Source organism: Brevundimonas aurantiaca (genome assembly GCF_904830995.1).
Classification (GTDB): Bacteria; Pseudomonadota; Alphaproteobacteria; order Caulobacterales; family Caulobacteraceae; genus Brevundimonas; species Brevundimonas aurantiaca.
The window spans coordinates 1,546,995-1,571,050 of record NZ_CAJGVD010000001.1 but is presented as its reverse complement, the minus strand read 5'-3'; the positions used below and the strand labels follow the sequence as shown (position 1 = coordinate 1,571,050).

Annotated in this window: 20 protein-coding genes and 1 tRNA gene; 13 read left to right on the top strand and 8 right to left on the bottom strand. The window is 67.8% G+C overall.

The genetic code is table 11. From position 1 onward, the window contains the following. Window positions 1–497 precede the first annotated feature (497 nt). On the bottom strand, window positions 498–767 hold the full coding sequence (gene rpsT, locus JMT67_RS07810) for a 30S ribosomal protein S20 (RefSeq protein ID WP_054766717.1): 270 nt from the start codon (window positions 765–767) through the stop codon (window positions 498–500). Window positions 768–963: 196 nt separating this feature from the next. On the opposite strand from rpsT, the gene JMT67_RS07805 reads away from it, so the two are divergent. Further along, on the top strand, window positions 964–3,462 hold the full coding sequence (locus JMT67_RS07805) for an ATP-binding protein (protein WP_054766716.1): 2,499 nt from the start codon (window positions 964–966) through the stop codon (window positions 3,460–3,462). Between the two features lie 3 nt (window positions 3,463–3,465). Here JMT67_RS07805 and JMT67_RS07800 read toward each other — a convergent pair whose 3' ends face one another. Both JMT67_RS07800 and JMT67_RS07795 read right to left on the bottom strand, forming a co-directional pair. Continuing rightward, on the bottom strand, window positions 3,466–4,803 hold the full coding sequence (locus JMT67_RS07800; RefSeq protein ID WP_183215128.1) for a sigma-54-dependent transcriptional regulator: 1,338 nt from the start codon (window positions 4,801–4,803) through the stop codon (window positions 3,466–3,468). Further along, the gene (locus JMT67_RS07795; RefSeq protein ID WP_233455836.1) at window positions 4,803–6,644 is read right to left on the bottom strand and encodes a sensor histidine kinase; all 1,842 of its coding nucleotides are present in this window, start codon (window positions 6,642–6,644) and stop codon (window positions 4,803–4,805) included. Before JMT67_RS07795 ends, JMT67_RS07800 begins: the two co-directional genes overlap by 1 nt. Window positions 6,645–6,884: 240 nt before the next feature. Between JMT67_RS07795 and JMT67_RS07790 the strand changes: the two genes are divergently transcribed. The 7 genes from JMT67_RS07790 (at window position 6,885) to JMT67_RS07760 (ending at window position 17,346) form a co-directional block, all read left to right on the top strand. Next, the gene (locus JMT67_RS07790) at window positions 6,885–8,240 is read left to right on the top strand and encodes a dicarboxylate/amino acid:cation symporter (RefSeq protein WP_325100321.1); all 1,356 of its coding nucleotides are present in this window, start codon (window positions 6,885–6,887) and stop codon (window positions 8,238–8,240) included. A gap of 142 nt (window positions 8,241–8,382) precedes the next feature. Then, window positions 8,383–9,762, top strand: coding sequence for an OprO/OprP family phosphate-selective porin (locus JMT67_RS07785; protein ID WP_183215127.1), 1,380 nt, complete (start codon window positions 8,383–8,385; stop codon window positions 9,760–9,762). An 83-nt stretch (window positions 9,763–9,845) separates the two neighbouring features. Continuing rightward, complete coding sequence (locus JMT67_RS07780) at window positions 9,846–11,771, top strand: methyl-accepting chemotaxis protein (protein WP_201463146.1); 1,926 nt, start codon at window positions 9,846–9,848, stop codon at window positions 11,769–11,771. Window positions 11,772–11,957: 186 nt separating this feature from the next. Beyond that, the gene (locus tag JMT67_RS07775) at window positions 11,958–14,477 is read left to right on the top strand and encodes a TonB-dependent receptor plug domain-containing protein (RefSeq protein ID WP_201463145.1); all 2,520 of its coding nucleotides are present in this window, start codon (window positions 11,958–11,960) and stop codon (window positions 14,475–14,477) included. 207 nt (window positions 14,478–14,684) lie between these two features. Then, the gene (locus tag JMT67_RS07770; protein WP_183215126.1) at window positions 14,685–15,398 is read left to right on the top strand and encodes a 2,3-bisphosphoglycerate-dependent phosphoglycerate mutase; all 714 of its coding nucleotides are present in this window, start codon (window positions 14,685–14,687) and stop codon (window positions 15,396–15,398) included. Continuing rightward, entirely contained in the window at window positions 15,395–16,024 is a 630-nt protein-coding gene (locus JMT67_RS07765) for a bifunctional diaminohydroxyphosphoribosylaminopyrimidine deaminase/5-amino-6-(5-phosphoribosylamino)uracil reductase RibD (protein WP_201463144.1), read from the top strand. Before JMT67_RS07770 ends, JMT67_RS07765 begins: the two co-directional genes overlap by 4 nt. A 53-nt stretch (window positions 16,025–16,077) precedes the next feature. Continuing rightward, window positions 16,078–17,346 carry a pentapeptide repeat-containing protein gene (locus JMT67_RS07760; RefSeq protein WP_191554521.1) on the top strand — a complete coding sequence of 423 codons (1,269 nt, stop codon included), beginning with the start codon at window positions 16,078–16,080 and terminating at the stop codon, window positions 17,344–17,346. Between the two features lie 4 nt (window positions 17,347–17,350). Here JMT67_RS07760 and metK read toward each other — a convergent pair whose 3' ends face one another. Then, window positions 17,351–18,556, bottom strand: a complete 1,206-nt coding sequence (gene metK / locus JMT67_RS07755; RefSeq protein ID WP_201463143.1) for a methionine adenosyltransferase — start codon at window positions 18,554–18,556, stop codon at window positions 17,351–17,353. Window positions 18,557–18,702: 146 nt separating this feature from the next. Here metK and JMT67_RS07750 point away from each other — a divergent pair, with 146 nt between their 5' ends. From JMT67_RS07750 to JMT67_RS07735, 4 genes are read left to right on the top strand one after another with little or no spacing between them, the layout of a single operon-like run. Further along, on the top strand, window positions 18,703–19,149 hold the full coding sequence (locus JMT67_RS07750) for a helix-turn-helix domain-containing protein (RefSeq protein WP_201463142.1): 447 nt from the start codon (window positions 18,703–18,705) through the stop codon (window positions 19,147–19,149). Window positions 19,150–19,178: 29 nt separating this feature from the next. Further along, window positions 19,179–19,511 (top strand): hypothetical protein, encoded by a 333-nt coding sequence (locus JMT67_RS07745; RefSeq protein WP_182714179.1) that lies wholly within the window; start codon window positions 19,179–19,181, stop codon window positions 19,509–19,511. Window positions 19,512–19,523: 12 nt separating this feature from the next. Continuing rightward, entirely contained in the window at window positions 19,524–19,973 is a 450-nt protein-coding gene (locus JMT67_RS07740; RefSeq protein WP_224764399.1) for a hypothetical protein, read from the top strand. 16 nt (window positions 19,974–19,989) lie between these two features. Then, entirely contained in the window at window positions 19,990–20,346 is a 357-nt protein-coding gene (locus JMT67_RS07735; protein WP_224764398.1) for a hypothetical protein, read from the top strand. A 2-nt stretch (window positions 20,347–20,348) separates the two neighbouring features. Here JMT67_RS07735 and JMT67_RS07730 read toward each other — a convergent pair whose 3' ends face one another. The 4 genes from JMT67_RS07730 to hemC form a co-directional block, all read right to left on the bottom strand. After that, on the bottom strand, window positions 20,349–20,702 hold the full coding sequence (locus JMT67_RS07730) for a helix-turn-helix domain-containing protein (RefSeq protein ID WP_054766704.1): 354 nt from the start codon (window positions 20,700–20,702) through the stop codon (window positions 20,349–20,351). A gap of 336 nt (window positions 20,703–21,038) precedes the next feature. Then, window positions 21,039–21,114: transfer RNA gene (locus JMT67_RS07725), tRNA-Thr, on the bottom strand. 41 nt (window positions 21,115–21,155) lie between these two features. Further along, the gene (locus JMT67_RS07720) at window positions 21,156–21,890 is read right to left on the bottom strand and encodes a uroporphyrinogen-III synthase (RefSeq protein ID WP_201463141.1); all 735 of its coding nucleotides are present in this window, start codon (window positions 21,888–21,890) and stop codon (window positions 21,156–21,158) included. Then, window positions 21,887–22,840 (bottom strand): hydroxymethylbilane synthase, encoded by a 954-nt coding sequence (gene hemC, locus JMT67_RS07715; protein WP_183215120.1) that lies wholly within the window; start codon window positions 22,838–22,840, stop codon window positions 21,887–21,889. Before hemC ends, JMT67_RS07720 begins: the two co-directional genes overlap by 4 nt. Here hemC and tsaD point away from each other — a divergent pair. Beyond that, a complete protein-coding gene (gene tsaD / locus JMT67_RS07710; RefSeq protein WP_224764397.1) occupies window positions 22,839–24,041 on the top strand; it encodes a tRNA (adenosine(37)-N6)-threonylcarbamoyltransferase complex transferase subunit TsaD in 1,203 nt (400 codons plus the stop codon). The genes hemC and tsaD overlap by 2 nt on opposite strands. Window positions 24,042–24,056 lie beyond the last annotated feature (15 nt).

Genomic DNA, 24,056 nt, shown 5'->3' with positions numbered 1-24,056 from the left:
CCGTCCACGCCGTTCGCCGCCGCCATCGCACCCCCAACCATCGCTCCGCCACCCAATCCAAAAAGCCAATCCGATCGTCTGCACTTCAGGGCGATGGTTCAGGGACGACTTCTCCAGCCCCGAAAAGCGATGCTTTTCGGGCGGGGCCGAACTCCTGGACAGACATCTCCCGCCAACGCGAAACTATCGTCCCGCGCCGTCTTCATCCGTGTTGGGATGGAAGTGCGTTAGAGCCCAAAACTTACGCGGCGCGCCGGTCGGGTCAACGCTGATTCGTTGGTTGATTCGCAGTTAAATTGTTTGACTCCGTCAAACGCTAATCCTGCTTGGGAAATTCGTCCGACCGACACGCCGGACTCCGTATTCGTGCGTAAAGAGAGTTAACCGGGGAACGCAAAACGGCGAAGGAGCATCTGCTCCTTCGCCGTTGAAAACGCGAACAAATGGCATAACGGAACGACGACAGCCCTTCCGTATGCTGGAAAACCCTTAACGGGTCAGGCGGCCGAAAGCTTCTTCAGCTGCGCGGCCAGACGCGACACCTTGCGCGACCCGGTGTTCTTGTGAACGACGCCCTTGGAGACGGCGCGCATCAGTTCGGACTGGGCCTCGATGAAGGCGGCCTTGGCCACCGCAGCGTCGCCGCCGGCCAGGGCTTCCTGGAACTTGCGCAGATAGGTGCGGACGCGCGAACGGCGCGCCTTGTTCACTTCGGTCCGCGCTTCGATCTTGCGGATCGCCTTGCGGGCGCCGGGGTTGTTGGCCATGTCAAACCTTCGAACGGAAAACGCCGCGGAGCACACGTCCACGGCGCGGAAATCTCAAGAGGGCGGGCCTATAGCCGAAAGGCCGTAGGCGGTCAACGCAGAGTGTGAATTTGCGGGCTTAAGGATAAACGCCCACTGGGGCGATAAAGCTTGTTCAACCAAATGCAGGCCATTTTCCGATCAAATCGGAAACCGCATGCCCAGATCAACGCCTATCGCCGTCCTCCTGCTCGTCCTCGCCAGTCTTTTAGGGGCCGGTGACGCCGGCGCCAGCCAGACGAGAGGGCGGTCGCCGCTGGAATTGGCCCAGGCGGTCGAACGGCGCGCCGCCGCCGCCAGCTTTCAGGATCTGGAGCGTTTCGGTCAGGACGCCCTGAGCCGCAATGATCGTGAAGGCCTGCAACGGCTCTACCATGTCGTCTGGACCTTCATGAACCAGGGCGAGTTCAAGACGGCGCAGCTGTGGAACGACCGCCTGGCTGCGGCCGCGCGCCACCAGAGGGACGAGCGCTATGTCCGCATCGCCGATCTGAACCGGCTGGCGCTTCGCTATGACGGGGGCGACCGCGCCGCCGCCGCAGAGATGCGCGAACACGCCGCCATGGAGCCGGACTGGTTCGCCCGGACCCATGCGATCCGGCTGTGGGCCGTGGCGCTGATGGATCAGGATGAGATCGGCCAGGGGTTGAAGGCGCTGGCGGACGCCGACGCCCTGATCCCAGACGAGGCGCCCTATGCCCGGGCGGCGCGGGCCAGCCTGTGGGAAATGACCGGAATCGGCCTGATGCAGTTGAACGACATCGACGGGGCCACCGCCGCCTTCGGCCATTTTGAGATCGACCTCGCCAATCCCGACTATCCTCGTCCGGATTTCGACGCCATCTACAATCTGGCCTATCTGTCGGCGCAGTTGGGCGACATTGATCGGGCGAAAAGCCTTTACGAGATTCACCACCGTCTGACGGTTCGGTCCGGTCTGCCCAACTTGGCGGTCTACGACGCGGCCCTGTGCGCTCAGACGTTCGAAGCGGCGAATGATCCTGGCGGGGTGCTTCAGTGTCTGGCGCCGTTGGGTGAAAATCTCGGGCAGGCGTCCTTCCTCGCCTCGCAACTCTTGCCGTCGCGGGCCGTCGCGCGGGCCCAGACCGGCCAGATCGAGGCGGCGCGCCGTGACCTTGTCCAAATCCGTCGTCGCGCAGCTGAAGAATCACAGCGAGAGGCCGCGTCCGAGATCGACCATGTGGAGGCTGAAATCCTGTTCGCCGAAGGGCGGGCCTCGGAAGCCTTCGTCAAGCTTCGCCGCCACATGCAGGAAGATCGGGTCGCCGACGCCCGTCGTTTCAGCGACGGCATTCGTCAGGTCACGGGCGACATGCAGCAACAGCTGACCGAGCGCCGCGCCCAGCTGGAGACGGCGCGATCAAACACCCATTTGCAGGGCGTGTTGCTGGCCATCTCCGTCATCTTCGTCCTCTCCGCCCTCGCCGCCGTGCTGTGGATGGCCAGCCAGGCCAAGGATCTGAAGGTCGCGCGTCGTCGCGCCGAAGAGGCCAGTCGCGCCAAGTCCGAGTTCCTGGCCAATATGAGCCATGAGATCCGAACCCCCTTGAACGGCGTGGTGGCGATGGCCGACGCCCTGACCCGCGCCCGGCTGGCGCCGCGCGAGCGCGAGATGGTCGAGGTGATCCGAAGCTCGGGCGTGACGCTGGAGCGGCTGCTGTCCGACATCCTCGACTCGGCCAAGATCGAGGCCGGACAGATCGCCTTGGAGCGTTCGGTCTTCGACCTGGGCGAGGCGGTGCGCGGCGTTGCCGCCCTTTATCGACCCTCCGCAGACCAGAAGGGCGTCGCCCTGCGCCTTGAGGTCGGACCGGCGGCCGAAGGGCCGGTCGAGGGCGATCTGGTGCGTCTGCGTCAGGTCCTTTCGAACCTGATCTCAAACGCCTTGAAGTTCACGGAGACGGGTTCGGTCACGGTGACGGCGTCTGCGGTCGACGCCGAGCGGATGCGCTTCACCGTCAAGGACACCGGTTGCGGTTTCGACGAGGAGCAGAAAGCCCGTATCTTCGGCCGGTTTCAGCAGGCGGACGGCTCGATCACCCGCCGGTTTGGCGGCACCGGCCTGGGTCTGTCCATCTCGCGCGATCTGGTCGAGTTGATGGGCGGGGGGCTGGAGTGCCGCAGCCGTCCGGGCGAGGGGGCCGAGTTCTGGTTCGAACTGCCCCTGGCGCGCGTCAAGGCGTCGGCGTCAGCGCCTGCGGAGACGGCGAGGAGCGACGACTTCCCCTTCCCCGCGCGCGTTCTGCTGGCTGACGACCATCCGGCGAACCGCAAGGTCATCGAGATCATGCTGGCCGAGACGCCGGCCGAACTGGTCGTGGTCGAGGACGGGCGTCAGGCGCTGGAGGCCGTCCGGCGCGAGCCCTTCGACCTGGTGTTGATGGACATGCAGATGCCGGTGATGGACGGCCTGACCGCAACCGCCGCCATCCGCGCCCTGGAACGCCAGGACAACCGAAAACGCACCCCCATCATCATGCTGACGGCCAACGCCATGCCGGAACATGTGGAGGCGGGGCGGGCGGCGGGAGCCGACGGCCATCTGTCCAAGCCGATCACCTTCGCCGGCCTTATCGACGGTCTCTCGGCGGTCATGGGTTCGGCCGAACGGTCGCACGCGCCGGCCGCGGCCTGACGGTCAGCGGCGGAAGTCGGCGGGCTTCAGGCCGTGCCGCTGCAGCTTGTCATAGAGGGTCTTGCGCGGAATCCGCATCTCTTCCAGCACGGCGACGATGTCGCCCCGGTGGGTCTCCAGGGCGTCGCGCAGCAGTTCGCCCTCGAACCGGTGCAGACGGTCGGGCAGGCTGAGATCCGACGTCGCCTCGGCGCGACCGTCCTCCAGGCCCAGAACCACCCTTTCGGCGAAATGGGCCAGTTCGCGGATATTGCCGGGCCAGGCCTCCTCCAGCAGACGACGGCGCACCCCGTCGTCAACCTCCGGCGCATCCAGCCCCTGACGGTCGGCCGCCCGGCGCAGGAAGTGGGCGAACAGCAACGGAATGTCTTCGCGCCGTTCGCGTAACGGCGGCACGCGCAGCCGCACGACGTTCAGGCGATAGAAGAGGTCTTCGCGAAAGACGCCGCGTCGCGCCGCCTCGCCCAGGTCGATCTTGGCCGAGGCCAGGATGCGCAGGTCCAGCACCCGCGGCTCATTGGCGCCGATCGGGTGAATCTCGCGTTCTTCCAGCACCCGCAGCATCTTGACCTGGACCGCCAGCGGCATGCTCTCGACCTCGTCGAGGAACAGCGAGCCGTTGTGGGCCCGCTCCACATGGCCCACGCGCCGCCGCATGGCGCCGGCGAAGGCGCCAAGCTCATGGCCGAACAGCTCGCTCTCGATCAGCCCGTCGGGCAGGGCGCCGCAGTTGACGGCGACGAAGGGGCCGACACGGCGGCGTCCGCCGTTGTGCAGGGCGCGCGCCACCGCCTCCTTGCCGACGCCGGTCTCGCCCTCGATCAGCACGTCCATCTTCGCATCGGCGATCTGGGCGATGGTGACGCGCAGCGCCGTGATGGCGGGAGAGGCGCCGGCGAGGGGCAGCTCATGGCCCCCATCGGCGGCCGCCAGGGCGGTCAGCCGCCGATTGTCCAGCACCAGGCTGCGCTTCTCCAGCGCCCGGTTCAGGCTGTCGCGCAGGCGTTCGAACGGAAAGGGCTTGGCGACGAAGTCATAGGCCCCGCTCTGCATAGCGGCGACCGCATCGGCGATGTCGCCGTGGCCGGTGATCATGATCACGGGAAGCGCAGGGTCCAGGGCCTGAATCCGCGCCAGCAACTGGCGGCCGTCCAGGCCCGGCATGCGCAGATCGGTCACGACCGCCCCGTCGAAATCGGCGGCGACGGCCTTCAGGGCCGGCTCGGCGGCGGCGAAGGCGCGCACCTCATAGCCCTCCAGCGTCATGCGCTCGACCAGGGCCTGGCGGAAATCGCCGTCGTCTTCAATCAGCATGACGGCGCGGGAGGCGGCGCTCTGCATCAGGCGGGCCTCAGGGCGGCGACGAAGGTCGCGCCCCTGTCGCTGGGCGCCAGGTCCAGCTCGCCGCCGAAGCTGGCGATGATGTCACGGCAGATGACCAGGCCCAGCCCCAGTCCGTTGGAGCGGGTGGTGACAAAGGGGGTGAACAGCTGTCGGGCCACTTCGGGCGCCAGCCCGGGGCCGTTGTCGGCGATGATCAGGCGCACCCGTTCGCCCCGGCGCTCGACCGTCAGGACCAACTGGGGGTCCGCCTGCCCTTCCATGGCCTCGGCGGCGTTCTTGATCAGATTGACGATCACCTGTTCCAGCCGGAACTGGTCAGCGTGGACCTTGATCTCGCCCGATCCGATCCGCTCCAGCCGAATCCCGCCTTCCTCCAATCGGCCGCGGGTCAGCTGCAGTCCGCCCTGGATGGCGTCCTCCAGCCGGATTTCATCGATGTTCGGGGCGGCCTTGCGCGAGAACAGGCGCAAGTCCTGAGTGATGGCGCCGATCCGGCGGGTCAGGTCGCCGATCCGCCGCAGGGCGTCCAGGACCTTGTCGGTCTCGCGCCGTTCCAGCAGGGTCACGGCCGTGTCGGCGTAGGTCCATATGGCGGCTACGGGCTGGTTGATCTCGTGGGCCACCCCGGCCACGATCTGGCCCAGGGCCGCCAGCTTGCTGGCCTGCACCAGTTCATCCCGCAACAGCTCCCGTGCGGCCTCGGCCCGGCGACGCTCTTCGATCTGGCGGTTGAGCGCCTGATTGGCTTCGTGCAGTTCGTGGGTCCGTTCGCGGATGCGACGTTCCAGCTCCAGCCGGCCCTCCTCTTCGGCGCGGGCGCGAAGGACAGCCAGCCGGCGACGGCGCAGCAGCACCCCCACGATGAGGGCCAGCAGGCTGACGGTAAGAACCGCCAGGCCGCGCGCGGTCGCCACGGCGGTTCCGACGGCGCCACGCTCGGGCGTCAGAAGATGCAGGGTCCACCCCGGCGTGGCCGTGTCCGTCTGGGCATGCATCCAGGTCTGGGGCCGCGCCTCGCCGACGGCGGCGCGCACCAGACGGGGCCGATCGCCGGGGGGCGTCTGGAAGGGCAGGGGGGCCAGGGCGCCGGGACGCAGGGTCAGATCGGTCAGGCTGAGCCTTCGCCGCGCTTCGTCCATCGGACCGGTGGCGCGAAAGCGCCATTCCGGCACGCTGGCGACCAGGACCACGCCGCCCGGGTCGGCGACCCAGGCCGGCTCGTCCGAGCTCCGCCATTGCGCCTCCAGGGCGTCGAACTCCACCTTCAGCACCACCACGCCCAGGGGGCGGCCGTCGGCGGCGTCCAGCCGGCGCGACAGATAGAGGCCGGGGCGGCCGCTGCGCGTGCCCAGGGCGTAGAATTCGCCCTGGCCGTCGCGCATGGCGTTGATGAAATAGGGCCGAAAATCATAACGGACCCCGACGAAACTGGTGGGGGCGCGCCAGTTGCTGGACGCCAGCGTCAGCCCCTGCGCGTCCAAAACATAGATGACGGCGGCGCGGGTCTGATCCGCCAGTCGCTCCAGCTTGCGATCGACCGCCTCGGCCGCCTGGTCGCCGGGCCGGGCGAGCAACGCCGCCACATCCGGGTCTTCGGCCAGGACGACGGGGATGGCGCGCTGTTTCTCCAGCTCGCTGCGCAGGACGGCCGCATGGAGGGCGGCGCCTGTCGTCGCCTGGCGCGCCAACTCCTGGGTCGCGTCGCGCCGCGCCGCCTCCCCCGCCAGGCCGGCGAGGACCAGGCCCGCCGTCAGCCAGCCCAGGCTGAGCAGGGCCCAGGGGCGCCAAATGAAACTCGACGATCTTTCGATAAGTTCTCGGACCGCAGAGAGGTTCATTCGTTACTTGTGCGATATTTCGCACAATAGCGCGAGTCCGGCGTGCGATACTTCGCATGGCAAATGGCCCCACGAGCGGCGCTTTCCGAAAATAACGTGTTTTTACAGATCTCTATATCAAACGTCGATCGCGTTTGGACCTGGTTCCAGCGTGCGGGACAGTCGTCTCGGCGCCTCGACGACAGCAGCGAGGGCCGTCGAGGAAACCGCGGGCCCGTCCCGCCACCACAGGAGACATCCGTGATCGCGCTCCCTTCCGCCGCCCAGCCGACCGCGCCTCGGCCCTTCTATCGGCATCTCTATTTTCAGGTTCTGACCGCCATCGTCGCGGGGGCCCTTATCGGCCATTTCTGGCCCAGCTTCGGGGAGAGCCTCAAGCCGCTGGGCGACGCCTTCATCAAACTGGTGAAGATGATCATCGCCCCGGTCATCTTCCTGACGATCGTCACCGGCATTGCGGGCATGAGCGACATCGGCCGGGTGGGGCGCGTGGCGGCCAAGGCCTTCGCCTACTTCCTGACCTTCTCGACCCTGGCCCTGATCGTCGGCCTGATCATCGCCAACGTCGTCCAGCCGGGCCACGGTCTGAACATAGATCCCGCCAGCCTGGACGCCGGCGCCGTCGCCAAATATTCGGAACAGGCGCATGAGACGACCGTCACCGGCTTCCTGATGGGGATCATCGCCGACACCTTCGCCAGCGCCTTCTCCGAGGGCAACATCCTGCAGGTCCTGTTCGTCTCGGTCCTGTTCGGCCTGGCCCTGGCCATGGTGGGCGATGTCGGCAAGCCGGTTCTGAACTTCCTGGAATCGGTCAGCCACGCCTTCTTCAAACTGGTGGCCATCCTGATGAAGGCCGCGCCGATCGGGGCCTTCGGGGCCTTCGCCTTCACCATCGGCAAGTACGGCATCGGTTCGATCGCCAATCTGGCCGCCCTGGTCGCCACCTTCTACATCACCGCCGTCATCTTCGTGGTCGGCGTCCTGGGCCTGGTCGCCTGGGCGAACGGCTTCAACATCCTGAAGCTGATCCGCTATCTGAAGGAAGAACTGCTGCTGGTCCTGGGCACCTCCTCGTCGGAAGCCGCCCTGCCGTCGCTGCTGAACAAGATGGAGCGGGCCGGCGCCTCCAAGTCGGTGGTCGGCCTGGTCGTGCCGACTGGCTATTCGTTCAATCTGGACGGCACCAACATCTATATGACGATGGCGGCCCTGTTCATCGCCCAGGCCCTGAACATTCATCTGTCGCTGGAACAGCAGATCCTGCTTCTGGCGGTCGCCATGCTGTCGTCCAAGGGTGCGGCCGGCATCACCGGCGCCGGCTTCATCACCCTGGCGGCCACCCTGTCGGTGGTTCCGACCGTCCCGGTGGCGGGCATGGCCCTGATCCTGGGCATCGACCGCTTCATGAGCGAATGCCGCGCCCTGACCAACTTCATCGGCAATGCGGTGGCCACCATCGTCGTCGCTCGGTGGGAGGGCGAACTGGACCGGAATGCGCTGGCGGCGGCCTTGAACGGCCCGGCCCAGCCGATCGCCGCCCAACCCGATCCCGCCGCCGGCCCTGGCGACAAGGATCTGGTCACCGCCGACTGACGGCCTTGGGCGCCGTCGCTGCCGGCTTTTCCGCCCCGCGACGACGGCGCCCAGCACCCGCTGAAAAAACCGCCACGGTTTACGCAGTTCTGCGTATCGCGGTTCAGCCGTTCCTTAACATCCTAAGTTTACAGGGGTTCTCATGAAACGCCTCCGCACCCTCGCGGCGGGCGTCGGCCTCGCCGCGCTCGCCACCTCCGCCTTCGCCCAGTCGCCTTCGACGGACGAAATCTCCGCCCTGCGCGCCCAGGTCCAGGCGCTCTCGGCCCGTCTCGAACAGTTGGAAGCTCAGGCCGCCGCCCAGCAGGCTCCTGCGGCCGCCGGCGCCCCCGCCCCGGCCGCCGCACGTCCTGTGATCCAGACCGCCGCCGCGCCGGCGCCGGTCTCCACCACCGACTGGTCCAGCGGCCTGCCCGAGATGCGCAGCCCCGACGGCGCCTTCACCTTCAAGCCGCGCATCCGCGTCACCGCCGACCTGTCCAACACCTTCGGCTCGGACTACGACAGCCGCAACCTGACCACCACCGAACTGCGCGGGCTGCGTCTGGGCGCCCAGGGCAAGATCGCCGGCGGCTTCAGCTACTGGATCGAAGGCGACATCGCCGACAACGCCGTCAGCGTCGCCAACGCCTTCATGGCCTACAGCACCAAATGGGGCGGCCGGGATCTCGAAATTTCCATGGGCCAGCGCCTGAACGACCGCGGCGTCGAAGGCGGCACGCCCGAGGACATGACCCCCTTCCTCGAGCGCAGCCTGATGGTCTCCACCATCGGCCCGGAACGGGGCGCCTATGGGGTCGGCGTCTCGTCCAAGCTGACCGGCAGCGTCTGGCACGCCTCTCTGTCCGTGACGGGCGATGCGATCAGCAGCGGCGCGACCAATGACTCGGTCACTGTCATGGCCCGCACCCACTGGGCGCCGTTCAAGACGGACGCCGGCCATCTGCACCTCGGCGGCTGGGGCTTCGTCGAAGACCTGACGCCGAACGCCTCGGTGGCGTCGCGCAGCCTGGTCGTCTCGTCCCGCGGCAACGACAATCTGCGGCTCCAAGGCGGCGTCTACGCCGATCCCAAGGGCAGCAAGGGTCTGGGTCTCGAACTGGGCGGGGTCCAGGGTTCGGGCTGGCTGATGGCCGAGGGCGGTCGGCGGGTGCTGGAAACGGCGGCGCGCGACTATGATCAGGACGCCTACAGCGTCTCGGCCGGCTTCTTCCTGACCGGTGAAAAGCCGCCGCTGTCGGCCAAGACGGGCACCTGGGCGCGTCCCAAGGTGCTGAATCCGCTCGGCGCCGACGGCTACGGCGCCGTCGAAATCGTGGGGCGGTACGATCAGGCCGACTACAGCGACATCGCCACGGGCGGCGAGGGCGACAGCTGGCTGTTGGGCGTCAACTGGTACCCGACCAACAATACGCGCGTCTCGGCCCACTGGAGCGCCTGGTCGGTCGACAACCGCACCGGAACCTTCCTGGGCGACGACAGCGGCAATACCGCCACGGTCCGCGTCCAGACGGCTTTTTAAGGTTTGCTCAGCTAGACAACATAGCCCGGAGCGGCCCGCCGCTCCGGGCTTTCCCCGCCCCACCAACTCTCCGGGACAGTCCGATGAACCTGAAGAATATTCCGATGCAGCGGAAACTGGCGATCGCCTTCGCCCTTCTGCTGACGGTCGCCGCAGCCATGATCGGTGCGGTCTTCTTTCAGCTGTCGGAGATGCGGACTGCTGCGCGGCTGAACGCCGAAAGCAAGGCGATCATCGAACATACCCATGTCGCGGAAAAGGGCGTCATCCGCCTCAACTCGCAGATGCGGGGCGTGCTGCTGACGGGCAACGAAGACTATCTGGGGGTTTATCGAAAGGGGTGGGAGCAGTTCGAAGAGTCGAGCGCCGCCCTGGCCGCCGCCGATCTGACGCCCGAAGAAGCCGCCCTGGTGCAGAAGGCTCGCGCCGACGCCGCCGCCTGGCGGACCGAGTTCGGCACGCCCCTGACCGAGGCTGCGCTTGATCCCGCGCGCATCGATGCGGCGCGGCGGGTCCTGGTGGATTCCGGCGATCGCGTCCGGGTGACCCACATCACCAAAGCCATCAGCGATCTGCGCGACATGGAGATCGAGCGGATGAATCTGCGCGACGCCCAGCAGTCGTCCGCCATCACCGCCTCCTTCATCGCCCTGGCCGTCGGCGGCCTGATCCTGATCGTCGCCGCCGTCTTCCTGGGCGTCCAGTTGTCAATCCTGATGGTCGCGCCGGTGCGGCGCATGACGGGCGCCATGTCGATCATGGCCCAAGGCAAGCTGGACGTCGCCATTCCCGACACGGACCGCAAGGACGAGGTCGGCGCCATGGCCCAGGCCATGCAGGTGTTTCGCGATAACGGCCTGCGCGCCAAGACGCTGGAACAGGAAGCCGACGCCCTGCGCAATGACTCCGAGGCCGATCGCCGCCGCCGCGAGGCCGCCGCCGCCCAGGAGGCTGCCGAAAACGCCGTCGTCATCGAAAACCTGGGCAAGGGGTTGCACGCCCTTGCCGAAGGCGACCTCGTTTACCGCATCAATGCGCCCTTCCCGCCGCGCAGCGAGGTTCTGAAGACGGACTTCAACCGCTCGATCGCCCGTCTGGAAGAGACGGTCACCGGCGTTCTGGGCTCGGTCCACGGCATCGACAGCGGCGCAGGTGAAATCAGCCAGGCCTCTGACGACCTGTCGCGTCGCACCGAACAACAGGCCGCCAGCCTGGAGGAGACCGCCGCCGCCCTGGACGAGATCACCGTCACGGTCCGCAAGACGGCCGACGGCGCCAGCCAGGCCGCCGTCGTCACGAGCGGCGCCCGCCAGAGCGCGGAAGCGTCAGGCGCCGTCGTGATGAACGCTGTCGAAGCCATGCAGAAGATCGAAGACGGCTCGCGTCAGATCAGCCAGATCGTCGGCGTCATCGACGAGATCGCCTTCCAGACCAATCTTCTGGCTCTGAACGCCGGGGTCGAGGCGGCGCGGGCGGGCGAGAGCGGTCGCGGCTTTGCGGTCGTCGCCTCGGAAGTCCGGGCCCTGGCTCAGCGTTCGGCCGAGGCCGCCAAGGAGATCAAGACCCTGATCAACAGCTCCGGCGCCGAGGTCGAGAACGGCGTGCGCCTGGTCAGCGAGGCCGGCTCGGCCCTCCAGGCCATCGCCGCCCAGGTCAACGACATCAGCGCCCTGGTGGTCGAGATCGCCGCCTCGGCCAAGGAGCAGGCGACGGGCCTGCAAGAAATCAATGTGGCCGTGAATCAGATGGATCAGGTCACTCAGCAAAACGCCGCCATGGTCGAACAGGCCACGGCCGCCAGCGCCGCCCTGCGCCAGGAGACCGCCGAACTGTCGGCCCAGGTCGCCTTCTTCCAGGTGTCGGCGGCGGGCAAGACGCCGGGGGCCAAACCCGCCTCAGCGCCCGTCGCGACGGCTAGGCCCCGCACGGCCCCGCAGAAGACGCTCAAGGTCGCCAACGGCGGCGTGATTTCAACCGACGCTGCATCCGACGGTTGGGAAGAGTTCTAACCTCAGCGGGCGGCGGCGACGTCGCCCAAACACCCTTCAACGCGGCTGAGACCCTTATCCGTCGCAGGAAAATCAAGGGTGTTGAGTCTTTGACACGCTTTCGAAAGCGTCATGATATTCGCCGCTTTCCGGCCATGATTTTCGCGTCCCAAGGGTGCCGACCTCCTCGTCACGGACCGATGTTTCATGACCTCCGCCGCGCTCCTGCTGCTCGCCCTGACGCCCGCCGCCGCTGATGTTCAGCAGACCCAGCCGGCCGCGCCGGCTGTGGTCCTGCCTGACGTCGAGGTGACGGCGACCAAGCGCGGCGTGGCCCTGGGCGGGCAGGAGCCGATCGTCTCCTATGACGCGACCCAGATTCAGGCCTTCGGCGCCACCAACATCGGCGAACTGGTCACCCTGCTGGAGGCCCAGACCCGCAGCGCGCGGGGCGGTTCGCCCGTCTTTCTGGTCAATGGCCGGCGCATCTCGGGCTTTCGCGAAATCCGCGGCATTCCGCCTGAGGCCATAGAGCGGTTCGAGGTCCTGCCTGAGGAGACGGCCCTCTCCTATGGCTACAGCGCCAACCAGCGGGTCGTGAACATCGTGCTGAAGGCCGATTTCCGCTCCCTGACCGCCTCGGTCAACGTCAGTCGGCCCGAGCAGGGCGGACGCACCACCACGGCCAGCGAAAACAATCTGCTGAAGATCGCCGGCGCCGATCGCTGGTCGATGGACATCAACGGTTCGACCAGCAACCCTCTGTACGAGGACGAGCGCGACATCGACCGGTCGGGGACGACGCCGCAAGACTCCGTCGCCGACAGGGACCTGAACGCCTATCGCACCCTGCTGCCGCGTTCGGCCGAGGCCTCGGTGGCGGGAACCTACAAGCACGATCTGAACGACAAGGTCGGCATGACCCTGAGCGGCAGTCTGGAAGACAGCGCCAGCCGCAGCTATCTGGGCCTGCCGGGCGTCACCCTGACCCTGCCGGACGGCAATCCCTGGTCGCCGGGAGGCGATGCGGCGACCCTTTATCGCTATCTGGACCTGCCCCAGGCCCTGACCCGCCAGACCAATACGCGCAGCGCCGAACTGGGCGCCGTGTTCGACGGCTATCTGGGCGACTGGCGCTGGACCGCGACCGGTGAATACAGCCGCACCCGGACCGACACCGTCACCGGCCGAGGGGTCGAGGACGACGACCTCCTGGCCCGGATCGCCGCCGGCGACACGACGGTGAACCCCTATAGCGATCTAACCAGCGCGGTCGGGCCGGTGCGCCGCGACACCGCCCAGTCGATCTCCCAATCGCTGGAGGGGGAGGTGGTGCTGAACGGCACGGCCTGGGAGCTGCCTGCCGGCGGGATCACCACCACCTTCAAGTTCGGCGGAGAGCATCAGGCGCTGGACTCCGAAAGCGTCCGCTCCGGCCTGGCGACAGACCGCTCCCAGTCGCGCGACCTGGGCAGCGTCCAGGCGAACTTCGACCTGCCGATCGCCAGCGTGGATCGCGGCGTCCTGGCGGGCATCGGCGATCTGTCGGCCAATATGAACCTGGCCTATCAGGAGCTGTCGGAATTCGGCGGGGTCTCCAGCATCGGCGGCGGCCTGAATTGGTCGCCGGTCGAGCGGCTGTCCCTGTCGGCCAACTATTCGGACGAGGGCAAGGCCCCTACGGTGCAGCAGCTGAACGATCCGACGATCGCCACGCCCAATACTCCGGTCTTCGACTATGCGACCAACCAGACCGTCGAAATCACCCAGATCAGCGGCGGCGATCCCAATCTGAAGGCGGAGGATCGACGCATCCTGAAGCTGGGCGTCAACTGGCAGCCCCTGTCAGCGACCGATCTGCGGCTGAACCTGGCCTATACCCGCACCGAGATCGACAATGAGATCGCCAGCTTTCCCGCCATCACCCCGGACCTGGAGGCGGCCCTGCCGGAGCGGTTCGTCCGTAACGCCGACGGCGACCTGGTCTCGATCGACGCCCGGCCGCTGAACTTCGCCAAGCGCGACCAGCAGGACGTTCAGTGGGGCTTCAACTTCTCGCGGCCCTTCGGCAAGGCCAATCCCGCGCTTGCAGGCCAGAGGGGGCCTGGGGGCGGCCCGGGCGGCCCCGGCCCTGGCGGCGGCGTGATCCGGATGGGCGGCGGACCCGGCGGTCCCGGCGGGCCCGGTGGTCCGGGGGGCGGCCGTCTGCGCGGCTCGCGCGGGCCGGGCATGCAGCCGGGTCAGGGCATGTTCAACCTGTCGCTGACCCACACCTGGCGGGTGCAGGACGAGGTCGTGATCCGCGACGGCCTGGCGCCCCTGGACCTGTTGGGCGGCGACTCCATCTCCGGCTCGGGCGGCCAGTCGCGCCATGAGGTCCAGCTTCAGACCGGTGTGTTCAAGAACGGCTACGGCGCCTTCGTCAACGCCAACTGGCGCTCGGGCACCACGGTGAACGGCGACGGTCCCGGCGCGACCGACCTGGACTTTTCGGACCGCACGACGGTCAATCTGTTCGCCTTCGCCGACCTGACCCAACGCACGGGACTGGTGGAGCGTTTCCCCTTCCTGAAGGGGGCCCGCGTCGGCGTTGGGGTTCAGAACCTGTTCGACGACCGCGTCTCGGTGACCAGCAGCGACGGTTCGACCCCGGTCAACTATCAGCGCGACTATCTGGACCCCCAGGGCCGGGTCTTCCGCATCAATCTGCGCAAGATCCTGTTCTGACGGCGGGCTTAAGGCCAGACCAGGGCCAGGGCCGTCAGGATCACGATGACGGCGCCGGCCAAGGGGAAGAACAGACGATCGGACATAGGCGAACCCTATCCATCCGACGATCGGCGGACAAGGCGGTCGGTTTCGCACCTGCGTCAAAACCTTGACCGGCTCATGACGGCGGCTTACCCGGACAGACTGTTTGCAAAGGACCGTCGAATGCCGCGCCTGATCCTGCTCCGCCATGGCCAGAGCCAGTGGAACCTCGAGAACCGCTTCACAGGCTGGGTGGACGTCGATCTGACGGCGGAAGGCGAGGCCCAGGCCCGTCGGGGCGGCGAACTGATCGCCCAGGCCGGGTTCAAGCCCGCCGTCATGTTCACCTCGGTGCTGAAACGCGCCAAACGCACCGGCGCCCTGGCCCTGCAATCGGCCGGGCTGACCGACGTGCCGGTGATCGAGGACTGGCGGCTGAACGAGCGTCACTACGGCGGCCTGACCGGGCTGAACAAGGCCGAGACGGCCGAGAAGCACGGCGAGGATCAGGTCAAGATCTGGCGACGCAGCTATGACGTCCCGCCGCCGCCTCTGGCGCCGGGCGGCGAGTTCGATTTCAACGCCGACCCCCGCTACGCCGGCAAGGCCATCCCGGACACCGAAAGCCTGAAGACCACCCTGGACCGGGTGGAGCCCTATTGGGACGCCGAGATCGCGCCGCGGCTGAAGGCGGGCGAGGACGTGCTGATCGCCGCCCACGGCAACTCCCTGCGCGCCATCGTCAAACTGCTGTTCGCCGTGCCGGACGATCAGATCGTCGGGGTCGAAATTCCCACCGGCAATCCGCTGGAGATTCAGCTGGACCTCGCTTTGAAGCCGACCGCCGCCCGCTATCTGGACGCCGATCGCGCCGAAACCCTGCCGACCCTGCCATGAGCTGGAGCGACGCCGATCGCGGCTTCATGGCCCAGGCCATAGACCTGGCGACAGGCCGTATGGGCGAGACCTGGCCCAATCCGGCGGTCGGCTGCGTCATCGTCAAGGACGGGCGGGTCATCGCCCAGGCCGCGACCGCTCCCGGCGGCCGTCCCCACGCCGAAGAGCAGGCGGTCCCCGCCGCCGGGTCCGACGTCGAGGGCGCGACGGTCTATGTCACCCTGGAGCCGTGCGGCGCCCGATCGTCGGGCCGCAAGTCCTGCGCCCACTTCCTGACCGAGGCCGGGGTGGCGCGCGTCGTCATCGCCTGTCTGGACCCGTCGCCCTTTGCGGCCGGCCGGGGCACCGAACGCCTGCGCGCCGAGGGGCTGACGGTCGAAACGGGCCTTATGTGCGAAGAGGGCGCGGCCCTGTGCGAGGGGTTTCTGCACCGGTTGGAAACCGGCCGCCCCCTGGTGCGGGTCAGCAAGGACGGCGCCGGTTTCGACGGCCGTTTCGTCGCCTCGCCCAAGGCCGACCTGGTCACCGAGCTGAAGCGGCTGGGGGAGGCGGGCTATACGCGCCTATGGACCTCGGCGGGAGAGCTGGCCGACGCCCTGCGTGATCAGGGCCTGCTGACCGAGTGACAAGCGACTGTCGCTAAAGGCTTTCTTAAATCAGCTGGGCCTAGGCTGATCGAATGCAGGCGGCTGAACCCATCGTGCGCAAGCGCCTGACCCAGGCGGAACTGGACGTGATCTGCGCCCGGCACGACCGCCTGTTCCAGGCCCGCCCCGGCGGCGCCCGCGCCGTCTTCGCCTGGATGGACATCTCGGGCCTCAGCCTGAGGGGCCGCAATCTGGCCGATGCGGATTTCGCCGCCGCCTGTCTGGAAAACTGCGACCTGACCGGCGCCAGGCTGGACAACGCCAACTTCTTCGGCGCGGACATGCAGGACGTCGTCCTGGCGGACGCCAGCCTGCGTCGGGCCGATCTGCGCGGCGCCTGTCTGCGCGGGGCGGACCTGTCGGGCGCGGACCTGTTCGAGGCCGATCTGCGCGAAGGCACCATCGCCGCCGCCGACGCCAAACTGGGGTTCAAGGTCATCGAACCGCGTCAGCGCCAGGAAAGCGAAATGATGGGCGCCTGTTTAGCCGGGGCCAATCTGCAGCGTTCGCGCATGTCGGGCGTCATCGCCATCAAGGCCGACTTCTCGGGCGCGGTGATGAAGGACTGCAAAATGGTCCGCGCCAATCTGAAACAGGCCGATTTCCGCGGCGCGGACCTGGCCGGGGCCGACCTGTCGGGCGCCGACCTGTCGGGGGCGGACATGCGCGACGCCATCCTGGTGGGCTGCAAGATGACGATGTGGCGCGCCGACGGCGCCAATATGGAAGGAACCCTGACCGACGACCGGTCCGCCGGCGCCTCGGTCGATCGCATGCCGGCGGCGGAAATGCTGCGCGAACACGCCCGCTGGTGCGAGACGGGCGGGACGGAGGGGCAGCCTTCGGTTTTCGACGGTGTCGATCTGCGCCCGCTGAAGTCGATCACCGGCCTGAACCTGACCGCCCTGTCGGCCAAGGGGGCGGTCTTCTACGGCCTGGACATGGAGGGGGTGCAGCTTCAGGGCGCCCATCTGGAGAACGCCGACCTGCGCTCGGCGCGACTCTACCGCGCCGATCTGCGCGGCGCGCGGCTGAAGAACGCCAAGATGAGCGGGGCGGACCTGCGCGGGGCGCAACTGGGGCCGCTGCTGATCGGGGCCGACCGGCTGCTGGCGGCGGACCTGACCGGCGCCAATCTGAGGGGCGCCGACCTGTCCGGCGCGGATCTGCGCCGGGCGGTGCTGACGAGCGCCGATCTGGGCCGCGCCGTCATGCACGGCGCCCAGACCCGTCAGATCGAGCTGACGGGCGCCAATCTGGCGGGGGTGCGCGGCCTGACCCTGGAGGATCAGGCCGGCTGAGGTCTCAGGCCAGGGCCTTCAACTGATCGACCAGATCGGTCCTTTCCCAGCTGAAGCCGCCGTCGGCGTCCGGCGCGCGGCCGAAGTGGCCATAGGCGGCGGTGCGGGCGTAGATCGGCTTGTTCAGCCCCAGGTGCTGGCGGATGGCGCGCGGCGTCGCGCCGCCGATCAGGCCCAGCAGTTTGTCTTCCAGCACGGCCTCGGACACCTTGCCCGTGCCGTGTAGATCGACGTGGATCGACTGGGGCTCCGCGACCCCAATGGCGTAGGAGATCTGGATGGTGCAGCGATCGGCCAGACCCGCCGCCACCACATTCTTGGCCAGGTAGCGGCAGGCGTAGGCGGCCGAACGATCCACCTTGGTGGGGTCCTTGCCCGAGAAGGCGCCGCCGCCGTGGGGCGCTGCGCCGCCGTAGGTGTCGACGATGATCTTGCGTCCCGTCAGTCCGGCGTCGCCGTCCGGCCCGCCGATCTCGAAAATGCCGGTCGGATTGATGTGCCAGACGGTCTTATCGTCAGTGAAGCCTTCCGGCAGCACCTCGAGGATATAGGGTTTGACGATCTCGGCCACCTGGGCGGCGCTCAGTCCCTTGGCGTGCTGGGTCGAAAGAACGATGGAGGCGGCGCGCTTGGGCTTGCCGTCCTCGTACTCGATCGTGACCTGGCTCTTGGCGTCCGGTTCCAGAAGCGAGCCGCCGGCGTGACGCACCTCGGCGAGGCGCTTCAGGATGTTGTGGCTGTACTGCAGGGTCGCCGGCATCAGCTCCGGCGTCTCGTTCGAGGCGTAGCCGAACATGATGCCCTGGTCGCCTGCGCCCTCATCCTTCTCATTGGTCGAATCGACGCCCACGGCGATGTCGGCCGACTGGGCGTGCAGATGGCAGGCGTAGTCGGCCGTCGCCCAGTGGAAGCCGTCCTGCTCGTAACCGATGTCCTTCACCGCAGCGCGAACCAGGGGCTCCAGGCTGTCGATGATCGACTGGGTGAAGGCTTCGTTCTGTTCCTTGGTATTGCCCGGCTGGGTGGCGCGGACCTCGCCGGCCAGCACGATCCGCTGGGTCGTCACCAGGGTTTCGCAGGCGACGCGGGCCTCGGGGTCCTTGGACAGGAAGGCGTCGACGACGGTGTCCGAGATGCGGTCGGCGACCTTGTCCGGGTGTCCTTCGGACACGCTTTCCGAGGTGAAGAGGAAGGAGGAACGAGCGGCCAAGAGAGGCTCCTGTCAGTGTCAGGCGGCAAGACATATAAACATATGCTTATATGTTCAAGTGATGTCCTGACTCTTGCCCAGCTATATCCGAGACCCCGGTCTGGTCGAGGCGCGGAAATCCGTTATGACAGACGGGGGAGCGCGTGATGTCCGAAAACCTGTCGCCGAGAGAGAGGGAATGCGTCCGCCTGGCGGGCCAGGGACTGGAGGATAAGGAAATCGCCGCGCGTCTGGGGATTTCGCCTCGCACGGTCGGCAACCACCTGCACCGGGCCTACGGCAAGCTGGGGGTTTCGGACCGCAAGCTGGCCGCGCGCCGGCTGAGTAACGGCTACTCAGGGCAGCCGATACTCATTTCTGGCGCGCCGGAAGACGGCTTTGTTGCCCCGGCGTCGGCCGAACAGTCCGGCGATGCGGAAGCCGCCGGGGATGCCGGTTGGTTCCTGCCCGCTCCGCCCCGAGGGGTCGTCGCGCGGCTGGGGATCATCGTCGCGGGTTCCGCCATCGCCCTTCTGCTCGCCATCGGGATTGTGACGGCGGGCATGGTGCTTCCATCCCTGTTCGACCGGATCGCCCCCGAAGCGGTGCGCTGACGCAGCGGCTTTGAGCAGGAGGGCGAGCCATGAGAAATATTCAGGTCGGCGTCAGGGTGGCGCGACAAATACGAACGACCGAACACGCCGTGGACAGGGCGATGATCGAGGTCTGCAGATTGGTCCAGACGGCCCTGGAAAGCCGTGCTGAGGCGCATCTGGCCGCGGAGGTGGGCCAGGCGGTCCTCGCCGACATGGTTCAGGGCCTCAGCCAACTGACCCAGGTGCGCGGCGCGGTCATTTCGGCGCATGACGGACTGGCCAAGGTCGCCGAGGACCATCAGATCGGCTGGAACCTGGACGGCACGCGCGAAGACAAGACCGGTAATCCCGTCGCCCCCGTTCTTTCCGTCGCGGCCTGATCGGTCCCGCCGGTGGGCTCGCCCCTCTCGATCCTGCTGGAAGCCCTGACCTACGGCGCCATGGCGCTGCTGGCCTGGAAGGGTCGGACGCCGGAGCGGCTGGTTCTGGCGGGCCTCCTGGCCCTCCAGTTCGGCTCTCCGATCCTGGATCACCTCACGATCGGCAGCTTCCGTTGGGCGGTGGCGGGCCTCTCCCTGGGCATGTTCGGCCTGCTGACGGGGTTGGCGCTCGTCTATCAACGGTGGTGGCTGATGTTGGCGGCCGGGGCACAACTGATCGCTCTATCGACCCATTTCGCCGCGCTCGGCGCGTCCCAACCCCTGATGTGGTCGATGGTTTCGGCCCGGATGGTGGTCTGGTTCGAACTGCTGCTTCTGGCGATCTTCGGCGTGTGGGAGGCCAATGCGGCCCCCTATGCGCGAACCCGTCCTAGTCAAGAACGCCGCGCGCTTTCGCTTTAAAGAAGGAACTGTATCAGTGACCGCTTCGACCGCCCCGGCCTTCATGCCGCTCTTTCGATCGTGGTTCGAGACCGCCCGCATCGCCGACACCCTTGGAGCGGCTGGCGTCGCCGCCAGCGACGACAATCTGCTGGCCGAACTGGACCTGGGGCCGATGGTGGAGGCCGAGGCCCGCCTCTTGAAACACGCGCCGTCCAGCGCGACCGAGGCGGCCTGTCTTTTGGAGATCGTCCGTCAGAACATCGCCGACTCCGGCCGTTCGGACAGTCTGGACGCCCGCGCCTTGGAGGCCGTCCAGATCTGGCTGGCGGATTTCGCCGTCGGCGCGGGGCAGGGGGCGGCGGTCAACCGACTGCTGCAGCCGCCGCTCTGATCTCAGCCGCGCAGGCCCTTGGCCACCACCAGGAGGGCGTCGCGCTTGTCGCCGTCGCCGATGGCGCGGAAGGCCGACAGCAGTTCCGATACGCCCGGCTGAGCCAGAACCAGATCGTCGCCCTCGGCGGTGTCCAGTTCGCCCAGCAGGGCCGCGCCGGTCGATTTCAGCACGGCGGCGATCTGCAGCAGACGCGCAGCCGAGACACGGTTCACGCCGCGCTCGTACTTCTGGATCTGCTGGAAGGTCACGCCTGCGCCGGCCGCCAGCTGGGCCTGGGTGATGCGGAGTTCTTCGCGGCGGGCGCGGATGCGGGCGCCGATCGCGATGTCAACGGGGTCTACTGCGTCGCTCATAACAACCTTCGGAACGATATTAGAGGCCGTCAGGCCCGAAATCCTCCATGCCGTCAAGCCAAAGCTCTGCATTAGAGGGATGGTACGTACTCAGAATGGGAGTCTAAGGCTACTCAGGGATGAAAGCGGCTCCGCCGATCGCCGCGCGACTCAATGTCCATCGTTGAACAACATGCCGAAATCACGCGCCTTCCTGCGGCCCGCGTCAAGGTGGGACGGCCGCATCCCTGAAGGCGCCCCCCATAACGGCCGCGACCTAATAAAATCCTGCCTAACATCCCTAATTCAGCGCGGCTTTCGCCGAGGCACGATCGTCTCAGGGCAACTGGGAAAAAGTGGTGCCGCTTAGGTGACTCGAACACCTGACCCCCTCATTACGAATGAGGTGCTCTACCGGCTGAGCTAAAGCGGCCCGGTCGCGCGGGCGGAAACGGCCCGTGCGAGAGGCGCTCTTTATACGGGCGCGTCGCGCTTGCCAAGCGCCGCTTTCAAGGTCTTCAACAATGTCGTCTCGTTCGGCCGTTCGGACACAGCAGTGGTCAGGCCGAGCGGGGTCAGGGGGGCGGCTGCGGCGGCGGAGATGCAGGCGCAGACCACCCCGGCCAGGCGAGCCGGCGAGGACGCCGCCCAGGCCGCCAGGGCCTGAGCGGCGCGTGGGGAATGGACCAGGACCGCGTCAAAAGCGGGTGGATCGACACGAGCGGCCCAGGCCGTGCGATAGACGGTCAAGGGCTGGACCGCGACGTTGCGGGCCTGTGCCGCGTCGAGCGCGGCGGCTAAATCGCCTGCGGGGGTTTCGGCCAGGGGCGCCAGCAGAACGGCCTCGCTCAGTTCGGCGGCGATCAATCGGGCGAGATCGGTCAGATCGCCGTCGGCCGAGCGAACCGCGACGAATCCGGCCTCACGCGCAGCCCCCGCCGTGGCCTCGCCGACGGCGAAGACGGGTCGGTCACGGCGCGGCGTCAGGGCGGCGAAGGCGGCGACACCGTTGGCGCTGGTGAAGGCCAGGGCGGCGAAGCGGTCGAGGTCGGGCAGGGGCGGGGCCAGGCGCTCCACCGCCAGCAACGGATGGATCAGGGGCTCGCATCCCAAGTCGCGCAGTCGGGCGGCGGTGCGCGACGCCCCCGGCTCGGCCCGGGTGATCCAGACGCGAGGCTTGGCCGGGGCCGGGCGGGGGGAGACGGTCATCCGTCCAGGCTCGCCGGATCGACCTCCTGATCGCCGGCGAAGGCGTGGACCTCGGCCCCCAGCTTTTCGCCCAGGGCGCGCGCGTCGGCCTCGGTCGGCTGGAACAGTTCGCCGGCGCGGCGCCAGCGGGCCGAGCCGTCGGGGCTGAGCATTTCCGTGGTCAGCCGCAGGGTGTCGCCGTCAATCACGGCGTAGGCGCCCACCGCCGTCCGGCAGGAGCCTTCCAGCGCCGTCATCGCCCCGCGCTCGGCCGCGACGGCGACGGCGGTCGGGGCGTGGTTCAGGGCGGCGACCCAAGGCGCGTCGATATCCTCGGCGCGGGTCTGAATGGCCAGGGCGCCCTGGCCCGGCGCGGGCAGAAAGGCGTCCAGCGGCAGCTTTTCGCGGATGTGTTCGGTCACCCCCAGCCGGGTCATGCCCGAGACGGCCAGCAGAATGGCGTCGAAATCGCCCTCGGCGGCGCGGCGCAGCCGGGTGTCGATATTGCCCCGCAGCATCTCGACTTTCAGGTCGGGGCGCAGGGCCAGGGCCTGGGCCTGACGGCGCAGGCTGGCGGTGCCCAGACGGGCGCCGAAGGGCAGGGCGTCGAAACTGTCGAAGTCACGGCTGATGAAGGCGTCGCGCGCGTCCTCGCGTTCCGGAATGGCGGCGATGCACAGGCCCTCGGGCTGTTCGGCCGGGACGTCCTTCATCGAATGGATGGCGATGTCGATCCGGCCGTCCAGCAGGGCTTCCTCGATCTCCTTAGTAAACAGGGCCTTGCCGCCCAGCTCCATCAGGCGGCGGTCCTGGACGCGGTCGCCGGTGGTGACGATCTCGACCAGGGGCACGGCCGTTTCGATCTCGGCCTCGGCTATGCCCAGTGCCCGGCCGATGGCGCGCTGCATCATGCCCGACTGGGCCAGGGCCAGTTTGGAGCGCCGGGTGCCGATGCGGAGGGGAAGGGTCATGAGCGTTGCTTACCGGACGCCGGATCGCTACCTCGATCCGATGGAGAGTTCCGCCGACTATAGCAGCGGCGCCGCAGCGGCAACTGGACGGGATGTCCCCCCTCGTTCCGGTAAAGCCCTGACGGTGCTGGGTCTGGAGACCAGCTGCGACGAAACCGCCGCCTCGGTGGTGCGCCTGCACCCGTCCGAACGGGGCGGCCGGGCCGAGGTGCTGTCCTCGGTCGTTCACAGCCAGATCGACGATCATGCGGCCTATGGCGGCGTCGTCCCTGAAATCGCCGCCCGCAGCCATGTGGAGATGATCGCCGAGGTCACGCGTCGCGCCATGGCCGAATCCGGCCTGGGCTATGACGGCTTGGACGGGATCGCCGCGACCGCCGGACCGGGCCTGGTCGGCGGCGTCATGGTCGGCCTCAGCTTCGGCAAGGCGGCGGCCCTGGCGCGCGGTCTGCCCCTGGTGGCGGTCAACCATCTCGAAGGCCACGCGGTCTCGGCCCGTCTGGGGCAGGAGGTCGCCTATCCCTTCCTGCTCTTGCTGGTCTCCGGCGGTCATTGCCAGATTCTGGAGGTGCGGGGCGTCGGCGACATGAGCCGGATCGGCGCCACCATAGACGATGCGGCGGGCGAGGCCTTCGACAAGATCGCCAAGGCCCTGGGCCTGGGCTATCCGGGCGGGCCGGCGCTGGAACGGTTGGCGCAGCAGGGCGACGGATCGAAGATCGACCTGCCGCGCGCCCTCTTGGGACGCAAGGACTGCGACTTCTCCTTCTCGGGTCTGAAGACGGCCGCCTTCCGCATCGCCCAGACCTGCGAAACCGACCAGGACAAGGCCGATCTGGCCGACGCGGTCCAGACCGCCATCGCCCGGCAGCTGGCCGACCGGTCCGAACGGGCTCTGGCCGCCTATGCCGAGACCCACGATCATCGCCTCTTTGTCGTCGCTGGCGGCGTGGCCGCCAACAAGACCATTCGCGCCACCTTGCAGGCGACGGCGGCGAAACACGGTTTCGACTTCCTGGCGCCGCCTCTGGCCTATTGCACCGACAATGCGGCCATGATCGCCCTGGCGGGGGCCGAACGGCTGGCGCTCGGGCTGACCAGCGACATCGACGTGGTCGCCCGGCCGCGATGGCCGCTGGACGAAGCGCGCGCCCTGGCCGATCCTTCGCACAAGCCCGGCCGCAAGGGCGCAAAGGCATGACGAACGAGAACGCCT

Excerpts from the sequence above, each read along its gene's own strand:
- rpsT (WP_054766717.1), bottom strand. The coding sequence starts at position 767 with ATGGCCAACAACCCCGGCGCCCGCAAGGCGATCCGCAAGATCGAAGCG.
- JMT67_RS07805 (WP_054766716.1), top strand. The coding sequence starts at position 964 with ATGCCCAGATCAACGCCTATCGCCGTCCTCCTGCTCGTCCTCGCCAGT.
- JMT67_RS07800 (WP_183215128.1), bottom strand. The coding sequence starts at position 4,803 with ATGCAGAGCGCCGCCTCCCGCGCCGTCATGCTGATTGAAGACGACGGC.
- JMT67_RS07795 (WP_233455836.1), bottom strand. The coding sequence starts at position 6,644 with ATGAACCTCTCTGCGGTCCGAGAACTTATCGAAAGATCGTCGAGTTTC.
- JMT67_RS07785 (WP_183215127.1), top strand. The coding sequence starts at position 8,383 with ATGAAACGCCTCCGCACCCTCGCGGCGGGCGTCGGCCTCGCCGCGCTC.
- JMT67_RS07780 (WP_201463146.1), top strand. The coding sequence starts at position 9,846 with ATGAACCTGAAGAATATTCCGATGCAGCGGAAACTGGCGATCGCCTTC.
- JMT67_RS07775 (WP_201463145.1), top strand. The coding sequence starts at position 11,958 with ATGACCTCCGCCGCGCTCCTGCTGCTCGCCCTGACGCCCGCCGCCGCT.
- JMT67_RS07770 (WP_183215126.1), top strand. The coding sequence starts at position 14,685 with ATGCCGCGCCTGATCCTGCTCCGCCATGGCCAGAGCCAGTGGAACCTC.
- JMT67_RS07765 (WP_201463144.1), top strand. The coding sequence starts at position 15,395 with ATGAGCTGGAGCGACGCCGATCGCGGCTTCATGGCCCAGGCCATAGAC.
- JMT67_RS07760 (WP_191554521.1), top strand. The coding sequence starts at position 16,078 with ATGCAGGCGGCTGAACCCATCGTGCGCAAGCGCCTGACCCAGGCGGAA.
- JMT67_RS07750 (WP_201463142.1), top strand. The coding sequence starts at position 18,703 with ATGTCCGAAAACCTGTCGCCGAGAGAGAGGGAATGCGTCCGCCTGGCG.
- JMT67_RS07745 (WP_182714179.1), top strand. The coding sequence starts at position 19,179 with ATGAGAAATATTCAGGTCGGCGTCAGGGTGGCGCGACAAATACGAACG.
- JMT67_RS07730 (WP_054766704.1), bottom strand. The coding sequence starts at position 20,702 with ATGAGCGACGCAGTAGACCCCGTTGACATCGCGATCGGCGCCCGCATC.
- JMT67_RS07720 (WP_201463141.1), bottom strand. The coding sequence starts at position 21,890 with ATGACCGTCTCCCCCCGCCCGGCCCCGGCCAAGCCTCGCGTCTGGATC.
- tsaD (WP_224764397.1), top strand. The coding sequence starts at position 22,839 with ATGAGCGTTGCTTACCGGACGCCGGATCGCTACCTCGATCCGATGGAG.
- hemC (WP_183215120.1), bottom strand. The coding sequence starts at position 22,840 with ATGACCCTTCCCCTCCGCATCGGCACCCGGCGCTCCAAACTGGCCCTG.